The 23,118-nt window shown below is 40.9% G+C and carries 16 protein-coding genes; 1 reads left to right on the top strand and 15 read right to left on the bottom strand.

Annotated elements, in window-relative coordinates; all coding sequences use genetic code 11:
* The first annotated feature begins 2 nt into the window (after positions 1-2).
* A complete protein-coding gene (locus tag AACZ87_RS11550) occupies positions 3-884 on the top strand; it encodes a YicC/YloC family endoribonuclease (RefSeq protein WP_339867301.1) in 882 nt (293 codons plus the stop codon).
* Positions 885-930: 46 nt separating this feature from the next.
* Here the strand turns inward: AACZ87_RS11550 and AACZ87_RS11545 are convergent, their stop codons facing one another.
* From AACZ87_RS11545 to AACZ87_RS11475, 15 genes are all read right to left on the bottom strand, one after another.
* Positions 931-1,602 carry an energy transducer TonB gene (locus AACZ87_RS11545; protein WP_339867300.1) on the bottom strand — a complete coding sequence of 224 codons (672 nt, stop codon included), beginning with the start codon at positions 1,600-1,602 and terminating at the stop codon, positions 931-933.
* A gap of 157 nt (positions 1,603-1,759) precedes the next feature.
* The gene (locus tag AACZ87_RS11540) at positions 1,760-2,437 is read right to left on the bottom strand and encodes an energy transducer TonB (protein ID WP_339867298.1); all 678 of its coding nucleotides are present in this window, start codon (positions 2,435-2,437) and stop codon (positions 1,760-1,762) included.
* 69 nt (positions 2,438-2,506) lie between these two features.
* Positions 2,507-2,875: a VanZ family protein gene (locus AACZ87_RS11535; RefSeq protein WP_339867297.1), complete on the bottom strand. Its 369-nt coding sequence runs from the start codon at positions 2,873-2,875 to the stop codon at positions 2,507-2,509.
* A gap of 10 nt (positions 2,876-2,885) precedes the next feature.
* Positions 2,886-3,263, bottom strand: a complete 378-nt coding sequence (gene gcvH, locus AACZ87_RS11530) for a glycine cleavage system protein GcvH (protein ID WP_339867296.1) — start codon at positions 3,261-3,263, stop codon at positions 2,886-2,888.
* 56 nt (positions 3,264-3,319) lie between these two features.
* Complete coding sequence (sprA, locus tag AACZ87_RS11525) at positions 3,320-10,321, bottom strand: cell surface protein SprA (protein WP_339867339.1); 7,002 nt, start codon at positions 10,319-10,321, stop codon at positions 3,320-3,322.
* Between the two features lie 141 nt (positions 10,322-10,462).
* Positions 10,463-11,059: a Holliday junction branch migration protein RuvA gene (gene ruvA, locus AACZ87_RS11520; RefSeq protein ID WP_339867294.1), complete on the bottom strand. Its 597-nt coding sequence runs from the start codon at positions 11,057-11,059 to the stop codon at positions 10,463-10,465.
* Positions 11,056-13,326, bottom strand: coding sequence for an NADP-dependent malic enzyme (locus AACZ87_RS11515; protein ID WP_339867292.1), 2,271 nt, complete (start codon positions 13,324-13,326; stop codon positions 11,056-11,058). Before AACZ87_RS11515 ends, ruvA begins: the two co-directional genes overlap by 4 nt.
* Positions 13,327-13,348: 22 nt before the next feature.
* A complete protein-coding gene (locus AACZ87_RS11510; protein WP_339867290.1) occupies positions 13,349-14,446 on the bottom strand; it encodes a DUF4837 family protein in 1,098 nt (365 codons plus the stop codon).
* 123 nt (positions 14,447-14,569) lie between these two features.
* The gene (locus AACZ87_RS11505) at positions 14,570-15,958 is read right to left on the bottom strand and encodes a LysM peptidoglycan-binding domain-containing protein (RefSeq protein ID WP_339867288.1); all 1,389 of its coding nucleotides are present in this window, start codon (positions 15,956-15,958) and stop codon (positions 14,570-14,572) included.
* Positions 15,959-15,972: 14 nt separating this feature from the next.
* Entirely contained in the window at positions 15,973-17,400 is a 1,428-nt protein-coding gene (gatA, locus tag AACZ87_RS11500; RefSeq protein ID WP_339867286.1) for an Asp-tRNA(Asn)/Glu-tRNA(Gln) amidotransferase subunit GatA, read from the bottom strand.
* A gap of 18 nt (positions 17,401-17,418) precedes the next feature.
* Positions 17,419-17,619, bottom strand: coding sequence for a twin-arginine translocase TatA/TatE family subunit (locus AACZ87_RS11495; RefSeq protein WP_111322719.1), 201 nt, complete (start codon positions 17,617-17,619; stop codon positions 17,419-17,421).
* 111 nt (positions 17,620-17,730) lie between these two features.
* Positions 17,731-18,978 carry a peptidoglycan DD-metalloendopeptidase family protein gene (locus AACZ87_RS11490; protein ID WP_339867282.1) on the bottom strand — a complete coding sequence of 416 codons (1,248 nt, stop codon included), beginning with the start codon at positions 18,976-18,978 and terminating at the stop codon, positions 17,731-17,733.
* A 5-nt stretch (positions 18,979-18,983) separates the two neighbouring features.
* Entirely contained in the window at positions 18,984-19,724 is a 741-nt protein-coding gene (locus AACZ87_RS11485) for a DUF4292 domain-containing protein (RefSeq protein WP_339867280.1), read from the bottom strand.
* Positions 19,717-21,444, bottom strand: coding sequence for a tetratricopeptide repeat protein (locus tag AACZ87_RS11480; protein ID WP_339867278.1), 1,728 nt, complete (start codon positions 21,442-21,444; stop codon positions 19,717-19,719). Before AACZ87_RS11480 ends, AACZ87_RS11485 begins: the two co-directional genes overlap by 8 nt.
* A 159-nt stretch (positions 21,445-21,603) precedes the next feature.
* Positions 21,604-23,109, bottom strand: a complete 1,506-nt coding sequence (locus AACZ87_RS11475; RefSeq protein WP_339867276.1) for an oligosaccharide flippase family protein — start codon at positions 23,107-23,109, stop codon at positions 21,604-21,606.
* Positions 23,110-23,118: the final 9 nt, after the last annotated feature.

The raw sequence follows: 23,118 nt of genomic DNA, 5'->3' as shown, positions 1-23,118 counted from the left end.
TTATGATCAAATCAATGACCGGCTTCGGCAATGCCGGATTTGAAGATGAGCGAATGGTAATCCAAGTGGAGGTACGAACGCTTAACTCAAAATTCTTAGATCTATCTATTCGCAGCCCGAGACAGTTTAATGACAAAGAGCTGGAAATTAGAAACCTGGTTCAGTCGATTTTAGACCGTGGTAAAGTGAGTATTTCAATAGATTTTCAGTCAAAAGGATCAGCCGAAATGCCAGTTAGCATCAATGAAGATCTTTTTAACCTGTTTTATCAAAAGTATAAAGGACTTGCTGATAGTGTAGAAGATCAGTCTCAGGATATTTTCAAATTAGCTTTGCAGTCTCCAAGTGTAATTACTCAGGTAACTGGTGAGGATAGAGATGATCAAGCAGATTGGGAAGAAATCAAAAAAGTTCTCACCATTGCATTAAATAAATGTGATTCCTTCAGACAAGATGAAGGGAATTCATTGGAGCAAAAACTTCAAGGAAATATCGCAACAATTGCCAGTGGCTTGAAGAAAATAGAAGAGGAAGAGGGTAATCGAAAGGAAAGAATCAAGCAAAAAATCAGAAATCATTTTAACGAATGGTTAGATGAAAATTCCTTCGATGCCAATCGTTTTGAGCAGGAGTTGATCTATTATTTTGAGAAATTGGATATTACTGAAGAGATTGTACGACTGGATACACACTTAAAGTATTTTGCCAAATGCCTAAACGAAGAATCAAGCCAAGGGAAAAAGCTTGGATTTATTTCTCAGGAAATAGGAAGAGAGATCAATACCATCGGATCTAAAGCAAATGATGCAGGAATGCAGAAGCATGTCATCCTAATGAAGGACGAGTTGGAGAAGGTAAAAGAGCAATCGCTCAACGTATTATAGAAAAGGGGCATTCGCCCCTTTATTTTTTAAAGTATCATTCGATAAGCTAGTTAAGTCTAAAGCGTATCGGCATTGTCATCCGCGATCGTACTGCTCTTCCACCTATCCTTCCAGGGGTCCAATTCGGAGAATTCTCGATCGCTTCCTTAGCTACTTCGTCGCAGCCGCCACCGATGGTCCTTACTAGTTCTAAGTCTTGAATTGATCCATCAGTATTTACTACAAATCTAACGATGACCATTCCCTCAATACCCATTTTTTTTGCTTGTGAAGGATACTTTAGGTTTTTGTTGAGATAGGCATACCAAGCGTCCATTCCTCCCTTAAACGTCGCCTGAATGTCCACAAAGTCTACGATTACATCAATGTCTTCTTTTATAGGCGCTTCTTTTATTTCTACTTCAGGTATCTCAGCTGATTCAGTGGTATTGATATCTATGTTCAGCTTTTCAAATGTGTCAATTTCGACATCATCAGGTTTGATGATCACTTCAATCGGAACCTGAGGTGGGGGAGGAGGAGGAGTTTGAATGGTGATCGGAATTTCAATGTCATCCCAGTCATCATCCATGCCTTCAAAGGTCTTGATATTTCCTTGATCATATGCTTTCCATTCGAAAGCCACCAAAACTATTCCGAGACTGATTGCCAGTCCCAAGTTAAACAATGCAACAGACCATCGTTTAAGATCTGACGTTGGATTTTTTTTGTGTTCCATGAGTGTGAAATTAGAGGTTAGAAAAAACTACTCTAATAAATTACACTACATAACCCTCTGAGCCTAATCTACTAACACTATTTAACTAAGCTAAAAGTTGTTAAACTTAAGGCAAAAAAAAGACCCGATCTCTCGGGTCTACATTAGCAATTTATGATTAGCTAAGTTTGAATCTAATTGGTAGTCTCATACGAGTACGTACTGCACGTCCTCTTTGCTTACCAGGAGTCCACTTAGGAGCACTACTTACTACTTTCACCGCTTCTTCGTCACAACCTCCGCCGATTCCTCTCAAAACTTCAACATCTTGAATAGAACCATCCGTGTTTACTACGAATACTACGATTACTGTTCCTTCTACACCCATTCTTCTCGCTTGAGTAGGGTATTTCAGGTTTTTAGAAAGGTATTGATTCCAACCTGACATTCCCCCTGGAGGCTCAGGCTGAGTTTCTACCACATCAAAGATTGCATCTACTTTCTCCTCTACTGGAGCTTCAGCGATTACTACTTCTTTGATTACAGTAGTTTCTTTCACATCGACATCGAAGTTAACTTCGATTTTTTCTTCGATTTCTACCTCATCAGGAATTTCCTGAATGATAGGCTGCTCTACAGGTGGTGGCGGTGGTGGTGGTGGCTGCTCTGTGATAGGAATATCTAGCAATTCTTCGAAGTTGTCAGTTACTTGACCAAGGTCTTTCAATGAACCATCATCAAATGACTTCCACTCGAAGGCAGCAAGGGTAGCACCTACAGCCACTGCCAAACCAAGATTCAGGAACATTCCTGTCTTTCTGGTTAGATCAGCGCTGGGAGTCTTTTTTGCTTCCATGATAAGTTTGGTTTATAAAGGTTAATTTTTCTTCTTTTTCAGACTAACAATTCTAATAATTAATAGGCATTAATCCAAGCCAATCTTGGTAGTAGGAATCTTAAAATATGCTAATAAACCAGCTATTCCACCTATTTCATTGACAATCATGTCCATATAATCGAAAGTTCGGAATGGAATGAATAGCTGGGCGCATTCTAAAACTACTCCAGCGGCAACGCCGAAAATCAAATAGTTAGTCAAAACTCTTCCACCTAAGCCATTTAAATTGGCATGTTTGACACCTACTCCACACCAAAGAAAACTCAAACCTCCAAAACAGGCAAAGTGTATAAGTTTATCTTCAAAGTTAAAGGAGGGTTCAGGGAAATTATCACCTGGAGTTAACATGGCAACGGCTATAATGAGAAGCCAGATAATCGCAATTCCTAATCTCAAAATATGCCTCTTATTCTCCTACTAACTCAGCATATTCTGCAGCTGAAAGCAAATCAGAGGGTAAGTCTCCGGTAATCTTTACTTTGATCATCCAGCCATTTTCGTAAGGTGATTCATTGACCAATTCCGGAGAATCTTCCAATTCCGGATTAATTTCTAAAATCTCTCCTGACACAGGCATGAATAGATCAGAAACAGTTTTTACCGCTTCTACGGACCCAAAAACTTCATTGGTATCCAATGTTTCGCCCAATGTTTCAACTTCTACATATACGATATCACCTAGTTCACCAGCGGCAAATTCTGTGATTCCAATAGTTGCTACATCACCATCTATTTTAACCCACTCGTGGTCTTTGGTGTACTTTAGTTCTTGAGGAAAATCCATGTTTGTAAATTGTTATATAGGGGCCAAAATTAATAGGAATCAAGTAAGGATAAAATCTATTGACCTAAATTAAATCGAAGTTGACCTCCAAATGCTGTCGAAGTTCGTTTGTAGGCTGTCGTCACTCGAGGATCATTAATAGTTCTATCGAAGTAAAGCGTAAGATTTAGGTTTTGATTGATGAGATAGGAAATTGTAGGACGGATGGAAATATTCAAATTTCCGCTCGTCACCGTGCTACCTTCCTCGATCTTTCGCTGAATCTGTTTCGTACTAACAACTTTCGAATCTAAATTGAAGGTGAGATCATTTTTCAATACAGACTGTCTTCCTTGGAATTTAAAAGGAACTTTTACCCCAGCTTTGGTATAACCCAGAGACAATCCAAAGTCGCTACTTTTTTGTTCAGTCACCTGAGAGTTAGAAAAATTCAAACCTAGATTACGCTCCTTGCTGTAATTGACGGTAATATTTAATCTGTCTTTTGTCAACATATCAATTCCAATCAACGGGCCAAATCGTTCGGTTAAGACAACTTGGTTGAGTACATAAATAGGAATGTATTGACCTTCTTCATTTACTTGCGTTGGTCTAGGGATATTCTGAAGTGTATTGTATAGCTCTAACCCCTGTTGGTATTGAAGTGAATTCGAGAAATTACTGGCATCATACGTTGAGGTATACATATGTTGAATATTGATGCTGCTGAATATCTCGCTTAGCGCTTTGATTCTGGAAAGTCCTCTGTAATCCAAGCGCCAGTTTGGCAAAGGTGTTTTTGGGAAAGGATTCATATCGAACGTAGCAGCATCTTTACCTCGGTATGCTGCCATGAAAGCGGGGATCAAAACATCCTGACCATTGATTGCATATTCCCCACCTGTAGTCATTCCATCCAGTCGATTTTTGATGATTGCTCTATTATTTTCAAAATCTGCAAAAAGAGGCGATACGTTATCAAATCCATCTTTGCTAAAGGCGGTTCCAATCATAATTGTAGTGACACTATAAGCGCCGAGTCTATTGGGACTGATGGATTCATAGACGCCGGGATTGTCCATGGAATTCCTGAATATTTCCTGATAATCTCCCACTTCCCGTTTAGTGGCATTCAGCGTGATTTTGAAGTCTTGGAAAGGCTCAATAATACTTCCAAATCTCATGTTCATCACGCTACTTTGTTTGAAGGTCTGAGTAAGCTCACTACTAGGAGCCATGAATCCTGCTTGGGCAAATTCATTTCGGATAGCCGGATCTTGACTTCCAAATAGGAATGCAAAGCCTGGGTTGTCAAATGCTCGATCCATTCCTAATAGTCCAGTATTTGGCATGTAACCAGGTAAGAAAGTGCCCTCAATTTTCCCGTAATTGAATGTAACCTCTTTCACCATCATCAATGCTTTCAGAAGTTTATTGGTGAAAGGAGTTCCAATGGTATCTTCAGCAGTTACTCCCGACCTACCAGGAATACTTGGTCGTTTAGGTGCATTCAGAGCTGCCAGTTTTTTGTTCTTATTGTAAAGTTTTATAAGATCAAACTTACCATTAAGTGATTGATCTCTAGTGTTCTGAATAGTATTTCCCAGCGTATCCTTTTGCCCGATTGCGCCGGTAAGCCAAGTGTAGGTAGTGATGTATTTATAATCTGCTCTGATCCAGTCTGTGAGCGGAGATTTATCCAGGGGAAGGGTGTAATTGAGAGATACTGTATGGTTGTAATTCGTTTTTCGGCCAAATCTCCACGCATTATACCGAACCGAATCAGATTTTTGCTCTGTATCCAAATCGCCTTGAGGTTCATCTACCACAGCCATAATACTTCCTGTATAATCTACTCTCAGGTTTTTTGTCAGATCCCAATTCACCGAATAAAATCGATTCATGAAGAAGCTTTTTTGGAAAAGAGGATCTACTCCAGCGGTACTCAATTGATCATTTCTATATTGAGATCTTAAGTGTTTCCTATCAATATCTAACCTAGCCAAAACTAGAGTAGGGGATAAATTCAGGTTGAAGTCCTTGATTAGTCTTAAATGCGGAGAATCTAAAAAGCCAGCATTTTTAAATGGTTCTATAGTAAGTGCCTTTGGCTGGAAGCTGTATGTTACGTTTCCCCTATAAGTTTTGTAGCTGTAATCTTGAATCTGAGCATTGGTCTGATTCATTATTCCAAAAGCATACGAGAAGGAGAAATTACTTAAGTCATAGAAATGACTTTTTGCATCTGGATTTGTCTTAAGTTTTCGTACGTTATTAAAGCTTACATTTTTACGGTTAATTTGATCTAAGGCGATTTTTCTATAGGCCTCTTTTTGAGCCGCAGTTTCATATTTTTGTAGCGCTACCTCAAACGGCACATCTGGATTCAAAGGATCATATTCAGGTTTAGTCGTGCTGTTTTCGATAGAAAAATACAGAGGAATGCTGACGCCCAACCCTTCGGGTAAAAGCTTATGAATATCCACACTAGTTGAGATATCATATTGGGTGGTTGCTTGTCTTGCCCTTTGGGAAAGTCTGGTTTCCAATCCTCCAAATCCAATAGAGTTGTGTCTAATAGATCCTGAAACAACTGCTACATCAGCGATTTTTACGTTCATCAAAGCATTTGCAGCCCATCCATTAGATTTAGTAAATCCAGTTACTCTCAACTCATCTACCCAGATACATAGGCTTCGGCTTCCGCCTCCATTTGTGCCTGGATTTCTCACGCCTATCATGGAGGATTGAGATTGACTCAATTCCGGTCTACCCACCACAGTCACTTTGTATCTACCTATTTGCTGTGAAAAAGGAATATTCAGTGGCACATGCTGGTTGTCCCGAGCGACTTTTACCCCGACAATGTCCTCTATGGCTATGTCAATTTCATTTTCTTGCGGCCAGATCTGAGTAGGGTCTCTTGTGCCTTTGGGCGTGATCAAAAGTGGAACTTCGATTTCGTAATAGTTGTCCGTGTTATCAGTTCCTAGTCTTAAAAAGGCAGTAATTTCATCGTCCATTGCATCCTCACTATCTGCATGAATGAACATTTTGATTCGCTCAAATTGCACCAAATCCAACGTGACATTTTTGAAAACCGCTCGTGCATCCTTTGCAGCAAGATCTTCCACACAAATCCGCAGCGATTGTTCATTCAGCCTACGTTCAACAGTTGAAGTGTTATCACGATCTCTAAAAATCCCCGGAGGAAGGACATAAGGACTCTCTGTCGCACTTCCCTGACTGTTCTCCTCGATGCTTACCACATCCACGGTTACATTTGAATTGTCAGGCTCAGGGATTTCGAAGAGGCCTCTTTCAAAAAGTGATTCCTGGAAAACTCTCCACTGACTTCCTACCATGCGGAAGTTTGCCATTCTTAATACTACAGGTTGCTCAAATCCAGACAAGTAAGTTCTGATCCATCGGATGGATTTGAATCCTGTGATATCTCCTTCGACGCGATCTGGCTGTCGGATTGGAATACGGAATAAATACCAATTTACATTTTGGCCATTTACATTTGCCGTGGTTTTATCTACGATATACTGTTGTCCAACATCGAGGTTACCTGGCTTGAGATCCATTTCATAAGCGTAGTAATTCTCAAGTTCGTTGATGGTATTGTCAGTGTTCAGATCCTCATTGTCAGGAGTGTTTGAGCCTGATGGCGTATAGGGAAGATTTTCATTGGCCGTGACAGGCGTATTGCCTTCCATGCCATTGAATTTTTTGTAGCGTTCTAATATTTTAGCATCCTGTTGGTCGTAAGTGTCACTCAGGTAATAGTTGAATAAATCCGATGAAACGTCTTCAAGAATCCGGCTCCTCGCATCTGCATTGACATTCAGACGATTCAAAAATCTACTGGCAAAAAATTCAGCTTCGTCTTCATTCTTGAGACCATCAAGGCCTACGTCTTGATTTTGGCGAGAAGTCTCCGAATTGTCAAAGGCAGGAAGTAGGAATTGCTCACGGGTAATTCTTCCCCATTCGTCTTGTCCAGTTTCTGCTGGATCTCCATCAGCAGGAAGACCATTTTCGAAAGAGTGTCTTCCGTCTTTCATCAAGTCTTCAGAAATATCTCCCAGATTTATAGTCAACTTACCACCTGTCGTGTTGTTTTGGTTGAAAATCCCATCTAATACTTTTCCATTTTCCCCATCAATAAACGGATCCAATAGCCAGAATTCTATGTATTCTATATTCGTCCGGTCAAAATCCACTTCGGTAGTGATTGCTCTGGTAACACCACCATAATTCAATTTGGGATTGGGGAGATAGCCATCGGTCGTCAGCGCGGTATTGTAATTATACATACCTCGCTCACTTGGAAAGAAAGCTAGCTCAAATAGGGGCTCCGGGGTGACAATTACATCTCGATCTTGCTGAGGGAAAATCTCCTGAGGCAATACCCTCCGCACATAATGGTTCTGTCTATCCTCTCTTGTAATATTCTGAGGTACGCCAGGTCCACTTTCTCTGTAGAAAATATTGTCAATATTATACCAAGCCACCCTGCCTCTTCGGTATGCAGCTCCTAGGTTATCTTCCGTCTGATTGCTAAGATCAAATCTATCGTCAAAAGTCTGCGGGGTAGAAGCAAGTTTCCAATTTTGGTTGGCTGCGCCTCCGAGGTTATAAGGCGTAATTGCGGCCTCAAAATCATCAATGTATGAGGCAGGTTCTCCATCTACTTGGTTTGAAGTTCCTGGGATAAAGTGAGCAAATTCCCCACTTATATTGACAAGGGAAGTTTCTTTGGTACTTGTAAAAGGCAAGGCATCTGCCATTTTGGTCAGCCAGCGGGATTCATCGCTGAAATTCCCATCCAATCCCCACATGCTATTTCGAAGGGTTTCACTACCAGTGGCAATCCTTGTTACATTCGGCCTTTCGTTGAGGTAAAGGAAAGTTCCGCCAAGATTAAATTTGTCACTGAAAAGGTAGTCTAGCCGCGTCCCAAGGAGGCTTCGGGTTTGGAATGATACCAAATCAGCTTTTTCGAAGCTCACATTGATTTGCTTGCCAGATTGCAGGATGGCCTCATTAATGATGACTAATCTGCCCACATTGTAATCAATCGTAAAATCGACTCCTTCTGTTAGTGGGATATTTCCTGCCTGCACGATCACAGAGCCTGGAGAAATATTTAAGCCAGGCAATTGAATTTCGCTGGCGGACCCTGCTGTCAGTCGACCTTTGATGAAATATTTATTTAGTCTAGTGACTAGCTCTGCGTCGGCTTGAGTTGTCTTGTATAACGTGTCATAAACGTACTTGTCTTTCAGCACCACTTCGCCTGGCTGGAAGTATTTTTCTAGATTTGAACCAAAAGGTTCCAGGACTGGAAAAACCAGTAATCCTCGATCTGTGAGTATGGTGAGTCCTTCAACAAAGTCAAAATTCCCATCTGGAGCTGGATCATTCTGAGGGTTAAGATTATCGAGTCCGGTCAGCCTGATTAGTGGTTTGTCTTTGACATTCACCCCCTCCAGTAGCGAAGGGTTGTCTAGGCCTGTTCTATCATCTCTGTAGATTACTTGTAGTTGAAAGCCATCACGGGTGATTTGATTTGCGTTCAGACTGTAGACGTTTTTCATCATCAGGTCCCAGGTAGGAACCTTGGTGTTAATTCTTGCTGGACGAAGTAATTTCAGGAAAATCAACTCGTCCTCCTGACGGTTTTGGTAGTCTTCAGTGAGTTCACCCACCTTATATACTTGCCCATTGTAGGTGTATTCGTAAGATACAGCGAGTACTTCATCATTTTGAAGACGTCTGAAAAGAGATAGGTATCCAAGTTGAGGATTGAAAAAATATTCCGTTTGATCCAGTTTTCTTGCTCCATTAATCTGCTCAAAGTCTACTCCTTTTCTAATGCCTAAACTGGATTCCATCGCCCTTGATCCTGTGTCAAAAGGGCGGAAGGCTGGATTGCTGGAAATATTGGAATACAGGTTATTGGCAGAATTGGAAGCAGCTGAGCTTGGGTTCCCTGTGCCTATGTTTGGATTGGTGGGGTTGTAGATCACTCGTCCCTCACCCAAATCCATGAAAGCGGCAAAATTCCGAAGTGTTTCAGTATTTGCGGCTCTGTTCATGATATAAACTTCAATTCTGGTCACATTCACTCCAGAAAGCACCTGAGGAAGTCCTCTTAGCCATTTTTCATAGTTGTCCCGAAAGAAATGTCCTATAAAGAAATGTCTGTTATCATCGTACTTCGAGGCTTGAATGTCAAATGATCTGCCTTGTCCATTGGCGTCAATCGTCAAATTATCACGTCGGCCTCTCTGAGTGGACGCTACTGCAGTTGCAGTTAATTTACCGAACTGGAGTTGTGTTTTTACTCCGAAAAGATTTTGAGCTCCTTGGATTAATCGGTTTTGCGTCGGCATACTGACATTACCAATTTCAATGGATTGGATGATATCCTCTTCGAAACCGTCAAATTCAAGCTTCATTTGGTTTTGAAAGTCGAAGGAATTATTGGAATCGAAATTTGCCCCGATTTTCACTTTTTCTCCCAATGAGCCATTAACGGCCATTTGGATTTGCTGATCAAAGTTGAATCCTCCGTTTTGTTGCTGTCGTATCGGTAGGGTCGGATTATCTACACGTCGGAAGATTGCTCCAAAATCAAGGTTTACGTATCCTGACGGCACAATATTGATTTCACTACCACCGAATAGCCTATCCAAAGACGGACTCACCGTAAGCGGAGGAATTAACCCTCGACCTTCTACGGCACTTTCACCATCCCCACCGCGGGCTCTACTGCGCCAATAGTCCTGCCTGACTTTGTACTCCTGAATTTTTGAAAATTGCTCAAAATCATATTCCTGCTCATTCCCAACTCTCACTGTGTCAATTTGGTCGACTACATTGTATCGAAGCACGGAATCGACTTTCACTTCCACATTTTGTGTAATCGGATTTGTTTGGAAGAATGGGTTTTGAGACTGTAGAAAAGGGTTTCGGGAAGGGAATAGGGGATTTGTCCTCAGATTTTGCCAAAGCAAATACGAGGGGGCTAGTCTCCTTCGATTCAAAGAATCAATCCGAGACTGAATACTGTCAGGATTGGTTTGTTGAGCCTCAGAAGCGGAATAGGCTAGCAGAAGACCAAAAAGAAATATTACTTCAGGCCAACTACTGAGAAACCTCCTCCCGAAAAAAGTCAGTACACTCCAAAAGTTCAATACAACGTAAAATTATGATGTCTTTAAAGATGCTTTAATTAAATCTTCTAACGAAATTTCTCCAGTGGTTTTTTTGAGGATTGCCGCTATGTTTTTCTCTGCGGCGGCTTTTGGGAAACCCAGCGTAATGAGTGCTTGTAACGCTTCCTCGCGGATTTTATTGCCTGATTTCAAAAATCCAAGTGAGGTAGTTGAACCTTCTGATCCGCCTTTACCTACTTTATCTTTCAGTTCTAAAATTATCCGTTGAGCAGTTTTTGCACCTATCCCTTTGACATGCTGTATAGTAGCTACGTCACCAGCTAAAATTGCCTGCTCGATTTCCAATGAGCTCAGGGAGGAAAGAATCATCAGTCCGGTACTAGGACCAACGCCATTGATAGAAAGTAATAGTAAAAATAGTCGCTTTTCATCTTCTTGTTTGAAACCAAAAAGTGTATGTGCGTCTTCTTTGATATGAAGGTAGGTGAGGAGCTTGATCTGCTCCTCATCCTTTATTTCAGAATAAGTTTGAAGGGATATTTTGACATGATAGCCTATTCCATTTACATCGATGATGACATAGGTAGGGTCTTTGAAAACAAGTTTGCCTCTTAGGTAGTCGATCATAGTGTGTTTGTGGATTGTGCATCTACTACCGCTACAGCTACCATATTCACTATTTCTCTAATTGAGCTACCTAACTGAAGAATATGGACAGGTTTGTTCATCCCTAGCAAAATTGGTCCAATTGCCTCTGAGTTTCCAAGTTCTGCAAGTAGCTTGTAAGCAATGTTGCCAGAGCTAAGATCAGGGAAAATCAACGTATTCGCGCGCTTATTGATCAATTTGGAGAAAGGATACATCTCGCGTTGGATATCTTCGTTGATCGCTACGTTGGCTTGCATTTCCCCTTCGATCACCAAATCTGGATATTTCTTCTGGGCAATGGCTGTGGCTTTGGCCATTTTTCCTGGTATATCCCCTTGGGCTGATCCAAAATTGGAATAAGAAAGGATAGCAATTCTTGGCTCCATATTAAAGAATCTTACCGCATCTGCCGTTAAGCCAATGATTTCCACCAATTCTTCAGCTGTTGGATTCAGGTTGACTGTAGCATCAGCGAAGAAATAAGGGCCTTTTGGCGTATTCATAATATACATACCTGCCACTCGGTTTACACCCGGTTTTACGCCAATGGTCTGAAGTGAAGGCAGGATAGTTTTTGGATAATCACGCGTAAGTCCGGAGATAAAAGCATCTGCTGCACCCGATTCTACCATCAGTGCACCAAAGTAATTTCTCTGAGTCACTAGCCTAGCGGCGTCACCCACAGTCATCCCTTTTCTTTGCCTTTTGTTGAAAAGCATGTCTGCGAATTTCTTCAGCAATGCTTTTTCTTCCATCGGATCAATGATGGTGACATTGGTTAGATCCAAGGAATTGTCTTCGATAAGCGCTAATATTTTCTCGCGGTTACCGAGCAAAATTGGCTCCCCTATTTTTTCATCACGAATAATCTGAGCGGCTTTGAGGATTTTTCTATTATCTGCCTCTGCAAATACTACGCGTTTTGGATTTTTCTTTGCTCTGGCGATGACTACAGACATGAGTCTCTGGTCTATGCCAATTCTCTCCTGAAGTTCAAGTTCGTAAGCGTCCCAATCTTTAATCGGATATTTTGCAACACCTGTTTCCATGGCAGCTTTGGCTACTGCAGGAGCGATGGTAGTAATCAATCGCGGATCAAGTGGTTTTGGAATTAGATATAGTCTACCAAAGCCGAGTTTATCCTCACCGTAAGCTTTATTGACAATATCTGGAACGGGTTCCTTAGCAAGTTTAGCGATGGCGTGTGCGGCGGCAAGTTTCATGGCTTCGTTGATTCCTGTAGCACGCACGTCTAGAGCTCCACGAAAAATGTATGGGAAGCCCAATACATTATTCACTTGGTTAGGGTGGTCCGATCTGCCTGTAGCCATGATAATATCTTCGCGGGTTGCGATTGCTAGGTCGTAGGAGATTTCAGGGTCTGGATTTGCTAAGGCAAACACAATAGGATTTGGAGCCATCAATCTCAATTGATCCTGGTTCACAATATTTCCTGCAGAAAGGCCCAAAAACACATCAGCATCTTTAAGGGCATCAGAAAGTGTATGCAGATCCCTATCTGTAGCAAATTCTCTTCTAATCTCATCCAGATCAGTTCTGTCAGATCGCAGAATCCCTACAATGTCACACAGGACAATGTTTTCTTTTAGAATGCCGAGGGAAATATAAAAGCGAGTACATGAAATAGCTGCAGCACCTGCACCATTCACGACTAATTTGATTTTGGAAATATCTTTATCTACAATTTCAAGGGCATTAAGTAATGCTGCTCCCGAGATAATTGCGGTGCCATGCTGATCATCATGCATGACAGGAATGTTCATTTCCTTTTTAAGCTCTGTTTCTATTTCAAAACATTCCGGTGCTTTGATGTCCTCAAGATTTATCCCTCCAAAAGTAGGTTCTAGGGATTTTATAATTTGTATTATCTTTTTTGGATCTTTTTCATTGATCTCAATGTCAAACACATCGATACCAGCGAACTTTTTGAAGAGTACTCCTTTGCCTTCCATCACTGGCTTTGACGCCTCTGGGCCTATGTCCCCAAGACCGAGCACTGCTGTGCCATTTGATATTACACCAACCAGATTGCCTTTTGCAGTGTATTTATAGACGTTTTCTACATCTGCTGCGATTTCTTTACATGGTTCTGCTACTCCAGGTGAGTAAGCAAGCGCAAGGTCCATTTGACTGGAAAGCGGCTTTGTAGGATTTACTTCAATTTTGCCAGGTGAACCTTGCGTATGATAGTTTAATGCGTCTTCCTTTCGGATTTTGATTGCCATAAAAGCTAGTATGATTTGGGTTTTAAGCCCCCTGGTCCTCTTTCCAACTCACATTTGTGTTGAGAAGAATGGTCTCGATCTCACGGAGGGCATCTCTGTGTATTTCATTTGGATAAAATACGAACCCTTCAATGTAATAAAGTTTTCCTTTTTTCTGATCAACCATGATGTATCCTAGAAAGGATCCACCCATGCTTGTATTGTTTGTTTTCCAGGCGCCTCTTATTTCTGTGGTAAAATTATCATTAATCACCATGTTTCTGAAAGCTGGCGGGACTTGTTTTTCAGATACCACGTAGGAGGTAGGGTCTTCTGGATCTCCAAAAATGTACTGTTTCGTGATAGAGTCTCTGAGTGTGAGGATGTTTGCAGGAAATGTCTGCTCCTCAGAAGTGTAATCTGTCTCGTAAAAAAATAAACTGATATCAGCTCGATTAGCAGTTGGAGTGATTTGTCTTACCCAAAGAAAGTCATCCTCCGACTTGGCTACCTGATATGAAGCAGGTACGTTGATTTCTATTCCAAGATTCTTTTTGGCTTCAAAATCAGCTGCAGAATTTTTCCTTGCTAGAATAATTTTTTCCAATCTTCCTCTTTCCCTTACTTCGAATAGGTTTTGTAGGCGTCCACTGTTCTTCTTCAAATTTTGAATAAGTTGATCCTCTGTGTTCCCAAACAGGTAAAGGACTTCCTGACCGATCGCATATTCATCTTCCATTCTCAAGGAATAAATGGAAGGGTCGTTCATCGCTTTTTCTTTGGATTCTTTTGAGAATTGCGCATTAATCACTTGACTAGCTGAGCCTTTGTCGTCAAAAGTGGTTACATAAACTAAGTTCGTTGACATTTTGAGAATTCGTGTCATCGCTCTTGGGTCTACCGTATTTACTTTGAATCTAGCTTCGGGGCGAAACATACCAGGTATATCGGATTCGAAGATTTCCTTAAGCTGTTCGCCAACAGGGCCGGCCCATTTGACGGAGTCGATTACTAAGATGATTTCCCCAATCGATCCCCTCGCTTTTGGCTTTGTACTATCTGTTGAGCTTCCATCAGTTTCGCAAGAAACTAGAGAAACACCCATAACTAGGGCTATGAGAATAGATGAAAAGGTTTTCATTTTTGGTTGTTTGGTTCTTGTGTTACCTCAAATTAATGACATAAAAACAGATATCCTTATTTAGGATTAAATAAAGCCAATAGTTAAAAAAAATTAACAATCTAAGGAGGAATCTGCCTAGAATTAGCCAATAATTAGCTTTTGCCCAGGCTTAATATTGTTAGAATTAAGATTGTTTAGCCTTTTGATTTGCTCCACCGTCAGGCCTTGATGCTTTCTTGAAATAATCCATAATGAGTCTCCCGGCTGGACCACATAGGTAGTTTGCCCAGCAGCATTTGTTTGGGTCGAGGCAATATTCCCTGACATGCCAGAATTGATGTGTAAGGTCTGACCAACGCGGATTAAATTTGAGGAAAGGTTGTTCCAAGACTTAAGTTGTGTGACCGAGACGCCATGTCGTTGAGCTATTGATCCCAATACATCTCCTGATCTCACTTTATATATTGTACCACTTTGCTTAATCTCCTGAGCAAGATCTTCTACTGACATCAAGGCTACATTAGATGCAAGTAGGACAGTAGGAGCATTGTTTAGTGAGTCGTTCAGCCAAGCTAAATTTTCCTTGATGTAAGGCACTTTTGACTTAGGGATTCGCAATGCCATGGTTCTATTACTTTCCGGAAGCTTTGTATTCTTAATGGCAGGATTTAGCGTCTTCAGATCAGATACACAAAGATTGGTGAGCTCAGCAAGCTTATCAAGGCTTAGTGCTCTGTCAAAACGGATTTTCTCATATTCCACTACGTAGGTCGGATCTTCAGGGTGGAAATTATGTTCTTCCAGGTGATTTAAGATGTATAGCATCGCTTGAACCTGTGGTACGTAGCTTCGGGTTTCTCTTGGTAAATAGTTGTAAATACCCCAGAAGGTCTTTTTTCCGCCGGATCTTCTAATTGCTTTTCTGACGTTACCGGGACCACAATTATAGGCTGCCATGGCTACTTCCCAATCGCCGAACATTCGATAAAGGGACTTTAAATACTTAGCCGCTGCTTCCGTAGATAGCTCTGGATCCATTCTATCATCCACTTCTGAATTGGTATTCATCCCATACATCCTGCCTGTAGCTGGCATAAACTGCCATAGTCCCATTGCACCTACGCGAGAACGAATTTGCGGGTCAAGTCCTGATTCGATAATTGACAAATATTTGATTTCGAGTGGCATTTCATGTTTTGCCATCGTCTCATCGAACATTGGAAAAAATAGCTCTTTTCGGGCCAAGACCATTTTGGTATAGTCTCTATTTCTTACAGTAAAATATTGGATAAAGGAAAAAATACGGTCATTCAACTCAAATGACATTTCGTGATCCATTGCTTTCACACGAGTCTCAATTTCCTTATAGGTGAAATCTGGAATGTATTCGTAATGATAATTTGGGAGGACTTCTTCATCCAACAGCGGAGCGGCAGCTACCGAAGAATCGTCCTGCGAAAAGGCCTGAGACAGAGGGATCAAACATGTGGTAAGCGCAAGTGTGAAGGTTCTGAACGAAGGTCTTTTCATTGGTAAAAAGGGTTTTATGATGTTAATTCAGTCAAGTAATTACTAAATGAGTAAAGCTCTGCTTCTTTGAATGAGTTGCAAATAACCTGCAAACCAATCGGCATTCCTTGCTCATCTTTTCCATTTGGAAGAGAAATAGATGGGACTCCAGATACTGAAGCTTGTACTGTAAATAAATCTTCCAGATACATTGCTACCGGATCACCACTATGCTCACCAAACTTAAACGCCGTAGATGGCGTAGTTGGCATAATAATATAGTCATAATCATTTAAAAGATCTTCAGTGAAGTCTTTTATTAATCTTCTGACCTTCTGTGCTTTGGTGAAATAGGCGTCGTAATAGCTAGCACTTAAGACGAAGGTGCCAAGCATAATTCTGCGCTTCACTTCCTCTCCAAATCCCTCACTCCGAGTCAGCTTATACATGCTTTCTAAGTTGTGGGCATTTGGGGTTCTATAGCCATATTTCACTCCGTCAAATCGAGATAAGTTCGAACTTGCTTCTGCCGTAGTCAGAATATAGTAGGTAGGAAGAATGTAGTCAAGAAGTGGGAAACTTACCTCTTCTACAGTATGTCCTTCTGATTTTAGGTTTTCTAAAACTGCGACTGTATTCGCTTTGATTTCTGGCTGTAAAGCTGATGATTCAAAGGTCTCTTTTAGGTAGGCTACTTTCGCTTTTTTGTCAAAATGCAGAAGCTCACTGTAAGGAAGTACAGATTTCCTGGAAGAAGTGCTGTCGTATTCATCGTGGCCAGCCATGATTTCCATAGCAAGCGCATTGTCTTTAACCGTTCTGGAAAAAACACCAATACAATCAAAGGATGATGCATAAGCTATTAGCCCCCAGCGGGAAACACGAGAATATGTTGGTTTCATGCCAATCACACCAGTAAAAGCTGCTGGTTGTCGGACAGATCCACCTGTATCAGTTCCCAAAGAAATGGTGCAAAGATTAGCTTGTACAGCTACAGCAGAACCTCCCGATGAACCTCCTGGAACACGTGATTCATCTGCAGCATTCAATACTTTTCCATGTGCAGAATTCTCATTGGAGCTTCCCATACCAAATTCATCACAATTCAGTCTTCCGATAATAATAGCGTCCTCATCCAGCAATCGTTGGATCGCCGTCGTGGTGAATTGAGATTCGAAACCGTTAAGAATTTTGGAGGAAGCATTTGCCTCATGGCCAGAGTAGCAAAGTACATCTTTGATGCCGATGACCATTCCGGCAAGTTTACCAGCGTTTCCATTAGCTAATTTCTGATCGATAAGATCAGCCTGCGCTAAAGCGGATTGCTCATAAACTTCGACGAAGGCGTTTAAATGCGCCTTCGTCTGAATGTTTTTTAAATAATATTGGACTATCGCGCGACAGTCACTTTCCTTCTTTTCGAGCGATTTTTTAATTTCGTCGAATGAGATGAATTTTTCCAATTTCCTTGGCTTAAGAGATTACTTTTTCTTGTCGTCTTTCAGACCTTCCTCTAGGTCGTTCTGAATGTCCTTGGTAGCATCTTTAAATTCTCTGATACCACGGCCAAGGCCACGAGCCAATTCAGGTATTCTTTTAGCACCAAACAATAGAAGGACGACCAATACGATCAATACGATCGAGCCACCGCCCATGTTTTGAATGAAACCTAATGTAGTCATGATGGTGTGTGTTTAAGGGTAAATGTGGATACAAAGATATAATTGTGTTCCGCTTACACAAAGTTCAGCGGTAAGCAATCCATCTTTTTTATGAATATACGCAATTCCGTGCTACTTGGATGTTAGCCATGTGGAAGGATTCATTACAGTCAGGCCTTTCCATGTCTGAAAATGTACTTCCGATTCGCCATCTGCACCTGTAGCAACCTGCCCAATTACGTCTTTTGCACTTACAGTTTGTCCCGATTTTACAGTAATGGTTTTCAGCTTACTATACATGGTATAATACTCCCCATGTTTGATGATGACTGTGCCTCCAAATCCAGGCATAGTTGTGATTTTTGTTACCGTTCCATCAAATACCGCCCGTACATTGGAATTAGGCTGTGTTCGTATATCTAGCCCATCACTTTCCATAGTGATACCTTTGAGGGTAGGGTGAGGGTAAGTGCCATATCCCTGAGACACAAATCCAGTTTCTACAGGCCAAGGCAGCCTTCCTTTGTTTCCGGCAAATGAATTGGAGAGTGCTGCGACTTCAGGGGTCATTGGCATACTACTTCCGGAAGATTTGGTAGCTGTGCTATTTTCTTTTTTAGCCGCTGCTTCCGCTCGTTTGATTTCATCCTCAATCACCTTTTTGATCATCCTATTCAGTTGATCTTGTTGCTTTTTGGTAGCAGTGATCTGCTTCTTGATGTCTTTCTCCTTGCTGGTCAAAGTATTAACGAGCCCTTGTTGCTCCCGCTTCATTTTATCCAACGCAGCTCTTTCTTTTTGCTCCTCTGCCAGTACTTTTTCCTTCTCTACTTTTTTATCATCCAGCAAAGCGCGTTGATCGATCAGCTCCAGACTTAATTTCTCGATCTGTGCAGCCTGTTGTTTTCGACTATCTGTGTATTGCTTGAGGTACATCAGTCTAGAATAGAGCTGATTGAAATTGGCAGAACTGAAAACAAAAGAAACGATTGATAGTCCACGATTCAGTTTTGATGCATTATAAATCATACGTCCGTACTCTGCCTTCAATTCTACTAGCTGACTTTCTAAGCTGGAAATTTTCGATTCAGTTTCGTTGATTTCCTGATTGATCAGTTTTACTTCTCTATCAAGCGTGTTTACCAATCTGTTTTGAGTTTGAAACTGTCGAGTCACTGCATTTAACTCTCCGATAGAATTTTTCTTGGTAGCAGTGGTTTGCTTCAGGATTTTATCAAATTCCTGCAGACGAGCTTGCACTTCAGCTTTCTGTTTTTCAAGTTCCTCACGTGTAATGCTAGTTTGCGCAGCAAGATCAACTGCAGAAAAAAAGAGTAATCCAATCAGAAAACTAAATGGAATTAGGTGTTTGCGGAACATGCAATTCAAAATTTGAATGGGAAGCTAAGTGGTTCTGCGCGCGGGTCGACAGAAGTCCATTCTACATGGATAATGGTGTTTTGTCCGCCTTCAGGAAGCTGATAGGCAAGTTTGTAGAGAACCTCAAAAGGAAAAGGTTTCCCCTCGATATCCTGAAATGTGGCGTAACTCGCTAACAATGAGCCTCTGTCATCCAAGGAGTTGCTCACCAACTCAGAAACTTTTCTATAGTTCACATCCACTTTTGAGAAATAGCGTACTTTATCTCTTACTTGAGTAAGTTCAAAAGCTTTGCCAACACGTACCAACCGATCTTTGTAATCTACTTGATGGGGGGGATTGGCGAAAAGTACATTTTGGAATATATCAAGTGATAATTTCAATCCGTAGATTGACTCAAATTCCTTGTAAGTGAGATTCACATTTTCTTTTCCTATTCGGTCTTGGATTTGAATTTTATCCTGAGTGATTAAGCCTCTTACAGCTTCCATTCCCATACCTGGTGAAATAATAAACCAGAGTACTGAATCTTTTTTGGCGCGAAGATTCATACTTCCTCGGGTTATCTTCCCGGATTCTTCTTCGATCACTACTTTGGCTTTGGCGCTCATGTAGTCATAGTCCGTGTAAACAGGGGAGAAATCTTCCATTTTACCATCTGCCTGATAGACTATCGTCTTTTTGGAGCAGGAGAAAAGAAGGCCTAAGCCGATGAATAGTACAAATCCTGCAAAAAGTTTATTCATGGTATTTTCCTTCTTTTATTTTCTGTGAAAGTTTATCTGAAGCTTCAGGTGTTCCTTCTGCTTTTTTCCAATAACTGAGTGCCTCATTCTTCTTGCCGAGGTGAAATAAAATGTCGCCATAATGCTCAAGCATCACCCCGCTAGGCTGATCTTCATGCTTCATGGCCAAATCCATAAATTTCTTGGCTCCCTCGTAATCCTGCATTTGGAATAGAACCCAAGCATGTGTATCAAGGAAAGTGCCATTGTCTGGAAATCTCTTCACAACTTTATCAGACATGGTCTTTGCCTTATCTAAATCCTTCTTTTCCAATGAAAGGAAATAGGAATAATTATTTAACACCTGCTCGTCATTGGGATTGAGAGCCAAAGCCTTATCGAAATTCTGAAAAGCTTCTTCCTTCTCTCCAAGATTATATAATGAATTCCCTAGGGAACCGAAAGCTACCTGGTCTAATTGAGGATTTTTGTTGGAGTTAAGTTCGATGGCCTTTTTCAGAGAGATTACAGCTTCTTCATCTTTCTTTTGAGCAGATTTCACTACACCATCATAAAACCAGAACTCAGGGTTTTGAGGGAATTCATCCACACCCAAGATGGTGAATTTCTCTAGTTCATTAAAGTCAGCATCTTCACCAAAAGATCCTAAAATCACTTGCTCCAGTAATTTGGCATTTTTCGGATTGATCAACAGTGATTTTTTAAAGTATTCCAATCCTTCTGCTATCCTCTCTTCTTTTATTTTTCTCTCTCCTAATGCTTCATAAATAGCTGCATTTTCTGGAGTTGAGCTTGTCATCAACGTCTCCAAACTATCTAGTAAAAACTCTCGCTCCTGCGTTTTTATTTCATTCAGAATGCTCACAAAAGCCTTTGATTTGACTTCAGGGTCAAGATCAGGACTGGCAAATGCCGTATATAAATGATGGTTTGATACTTCTATGTCTCCTTTGTCTTTCAATAGCGTGTGAGCCGCCATCTGCAATTCTGGTTGATTCGGATATTTTTTTATTTCACCAAAAACCAAGTCTAACGCCTGATCCACAAGATTGTTGTTGTAGAGAATCTCAACTAGGTTCATGACATAGGCAGGGTTGCCTGGACGAGCCTCTACGAGCTTTTTACCTTCATCTATCGCTTTACTCAGGTTATTATTGTTCAAATAAATCCGCTGCTTTTGAATCGTGATCGGTTCCATTACGCCATAGAATTCTTCTGCTCGATCCAATACAATTAAAGCTTTGTCAAGCTCTGAGGTATTGAGGTAAATAGAAGCTAGGTCTAAGTTGTATTGCTGATTGTTTTCCCCATCAGCAGTCAATTGTTCAAGTATTTCAGCTGCTTTGAGTGGTTGCTTAAGATTCGTGTAGATCTCAGCAAGCATTAAGGAATAGTACTTGTTTTCGGGATCTAGTTCAGCAGCTCTAGTTGCGTAAGGCATTGCTTTTTCAGCTTGATTAGCCTTCACTAAAATCTCTGCTATTTTATAATGAATGGCTGGCTCCTCAGGGGAAAACTCCATTGCCTTCTGAAAGTAGAAAAATGCCTTCTCCAGATCATCAAGCACTAGGTTTTTCTCACCTTCGATGAAATAGCGAGTGCCTTGAGATTCGTTCAATTGTGCCTTACGCTCTTTTTTGGAAAGCTTTTCTTGCGCAAAACTTGCTGAAGAGCCTAGTGCGACAAGTAGAAATATGAGGATGGTTCTTTTGAAATTCACGGGAAATAGGGACTGCAGCTTGAATTCACAAACATAATGCCTTTTATGCAATTCGAGTTTGTTTGTAAGTAGGAATGAAATACTTAAAGTGTTTTTTGGGTCATTTGGTTTGCTAACGATAATTGTTTCATAAATGATCCCAATCACTAAAATTAAATACTATGGTTTTTTGTTTTTTGGCAAAAAGGACATAATCTGATCTTTTTCCAGTAAGAAAATTAGCCCGATATAAAGTAGAATAAGGCTGTTTTTCGCTAAGAAATTCAATGCAGGCACGCCCAGATTTAAATAAAAACCCAAGTAACTCACGGCAAAAGAGATTAAAAGATAAAAGACGCCTTTTGCTGTCTGATAAGGAATGGGGTAATGTTTTTGACCATAAAAGTAGCATAATAGGCACATCACCAAGTAACAGGAAATCGTACTGAGCGCTCCACCCATGTATCCCCAGATCGGCACGAAAACGAAGATTATCACAATGGTGAGTATCGCTCCAACTAAGGTGATCCAGAAACTATATTTAGTCTGATCAGTGATTTTGAACCAGATCGAAAGATTGAAATAGATTCCAAGAAGTAGGTAACCCATCAGAAGTGTGGGAACGATGTAGAGCCCTTCTTCATATCCAGGCTGTCTCAAAAATAGTGGTCCCATCCATTCCAGATTTACAGAAATAGCAATCATTAATACGGTACAAAATAGAATGAAGGCATGCATTACTTTGGCGTAAAGCATAGGAGAATTTTTATCTGCAGATTGCTTGAAGAAAAATGGTTCTGCAGCATATTTGAATGCCTGGATCACCAAATTCATCAAGATTGCAAGCTTGAAATTGGCTCCAAAAACTCCACCTGCCTCCCGGGCAGAAAGACCTGCATAGAAATTTGGAGGTAGTACATATTCAAACAAGAATCTGGAAAATAGCTCATTCGTAACTCCTGCTAATCCCATGAATAGGAGTGGAATGGAGTATGACCACATAGGCTTGATGATGGTTTTTTCCAACTGAAACTTGAAGAAACCGGCTTTCCACCATACAAATGGAATGATCAGGCCATTCGCAAATAGGTTTGAAAGTAGAATATATTCCACTCCCCAATCGGATCGGTAACCAATAAACCCTTCAGGAATCGTTCCAGTTGAGATCAAGTAAGGAAACCCAACGATCAGAAGGAGATTGAAGAAAATGTTAATTAATATATTCAAAATCTTCGTTCCTGCGAAGATCAAGGCTTTGTTTTCTAAGCGGAGCTTAGCAAATGGAATTGCCAGAATCGCATCAAAGGACAAGATCAACGCGGTCCATCGGAATAAATAGGCCTGTCCTGGATATTCTAACCATTCTGCCAACCAAGGGGCCATCAGGTACAATCCTGATCCTAAGAGGAGAGTGCTCGTGATGAGCAAGGACTGGGTAGAGTTGTAAACGCTCTTAATGTCTAGATTTTTGCCGGTGGCGAACCTAAAAAAAGTAGTCTCCATCCCATAGGTAAAGACGATATTCATAAAACCTACTAGCGCATAGATACTCGTGAACGACCCCATAGCCTCTTTAGTGAGGTATTCGGTGTACACGATGATCATTAAAAAATTAATCGATCGGCCGAGAATGCTGCTCAGGCCATAAACTGCGGTTTGTCCGGCTAGTTTTTTGAAATTACTCATTCAGTGTAA

Source organism: uncultured Algoriphagus sp. (genome assembly GCF_963974365.1).
Classification (GTDB): Bacteria; Bacteroidota; Bacteroidia; order Cytophagales; family Cyclobacteriaceae; genus Algoriphagus.
Note: the sequence above shows the minus strand (reverse complement) of the source record. Positions and strands in the feature narration are given on the sequence as shown.

Bases quoted from the DNA above. Each gene is read 5' to 3' on its own strand.
- AACZ87_RS11550 (WP_339867301.1), top strand. From the start codon at position 3: ATGATCAAATCAATGACCGGCTTCGGCAATGCCGGATTTGAAGATGAG.
- AACZ87_RS11545 (WP_339867300.1), bottom strand. From the start codon at position 1,602: ATGGAACACAAAAAAAATCCAACGTCAGATCTTAAACGATGGTCTGTT.
- AACZ87_RS11540 (WP_339867298.1), bottom strand. From the start codon at position 2,437: ATGGAAGCAAAAAAGACTCCCAGCGCTGATCTAACCAGAAAGACAGGA.
- gcvH (WP_339867296.1), bottom strand. From the start codon at position 3,263: ATGGATTTTCCTCAAGAACTAAAGTACACCAAAGACCACGAGTGGGTT.
- ruvA (WP_339867294.1), bottom strand. From the start codon at position 11,059: ATGATCGACTACCTAAGAGGCAAACTTGTTTTCAAAGACCCTACCTAT.
- AACZ87_RS11515 (WP_339867292.1), bottom strand. From the start codon at position 13,326: ATGGCAATCAAAATCCGAAAGGAAGACGCATTAAACTATCATACGCAA.
- AACZ87_RS11510 (WP_339867290.1), bottom strand. From the start codon at position 14,446: ATGAAAACCTTTTCATCTATTCTCATAGCCCTAGTTATGGGTGTTTCT.
- AACZ87_RS11505 (WP_339867288.1), bottom strand. From the start codon at position 15,958: ATGAAAAGACCTTCGTTCAGAACCTTCACACTTGCGCTTACCACATGT.
- AACZ87_RS11495 (WP_111322719.1), bottom strand. From the start codon at position 17,619: ATGACTACATTAGGTTTCATTCAAAACATGGGCGGTGGCTCGATCGTA.
- AACZ87_RS11490 (WP_339867282.1), bottom strand. From the start codon at position 18,978: ATGTTCCGCAAACACCTAATTCCATTTAGTTTTCTGATTGGATTACTC.
- AACZ87_RS11485 (WP_339867280.1), bottom strand. From the start codon at position 19,724: ATGAATAAACTTTTTGCAGGATTTGTACTATTCATCGGCTTAGGCCTT.
- AACZ87_RS11475 (WP_339867276.1), bottom strand. From the start codon at position 23,109: ATGAGTAATTTCAAAAAACTAGCCGGACAAACCGCAGTTTATGGCCTG.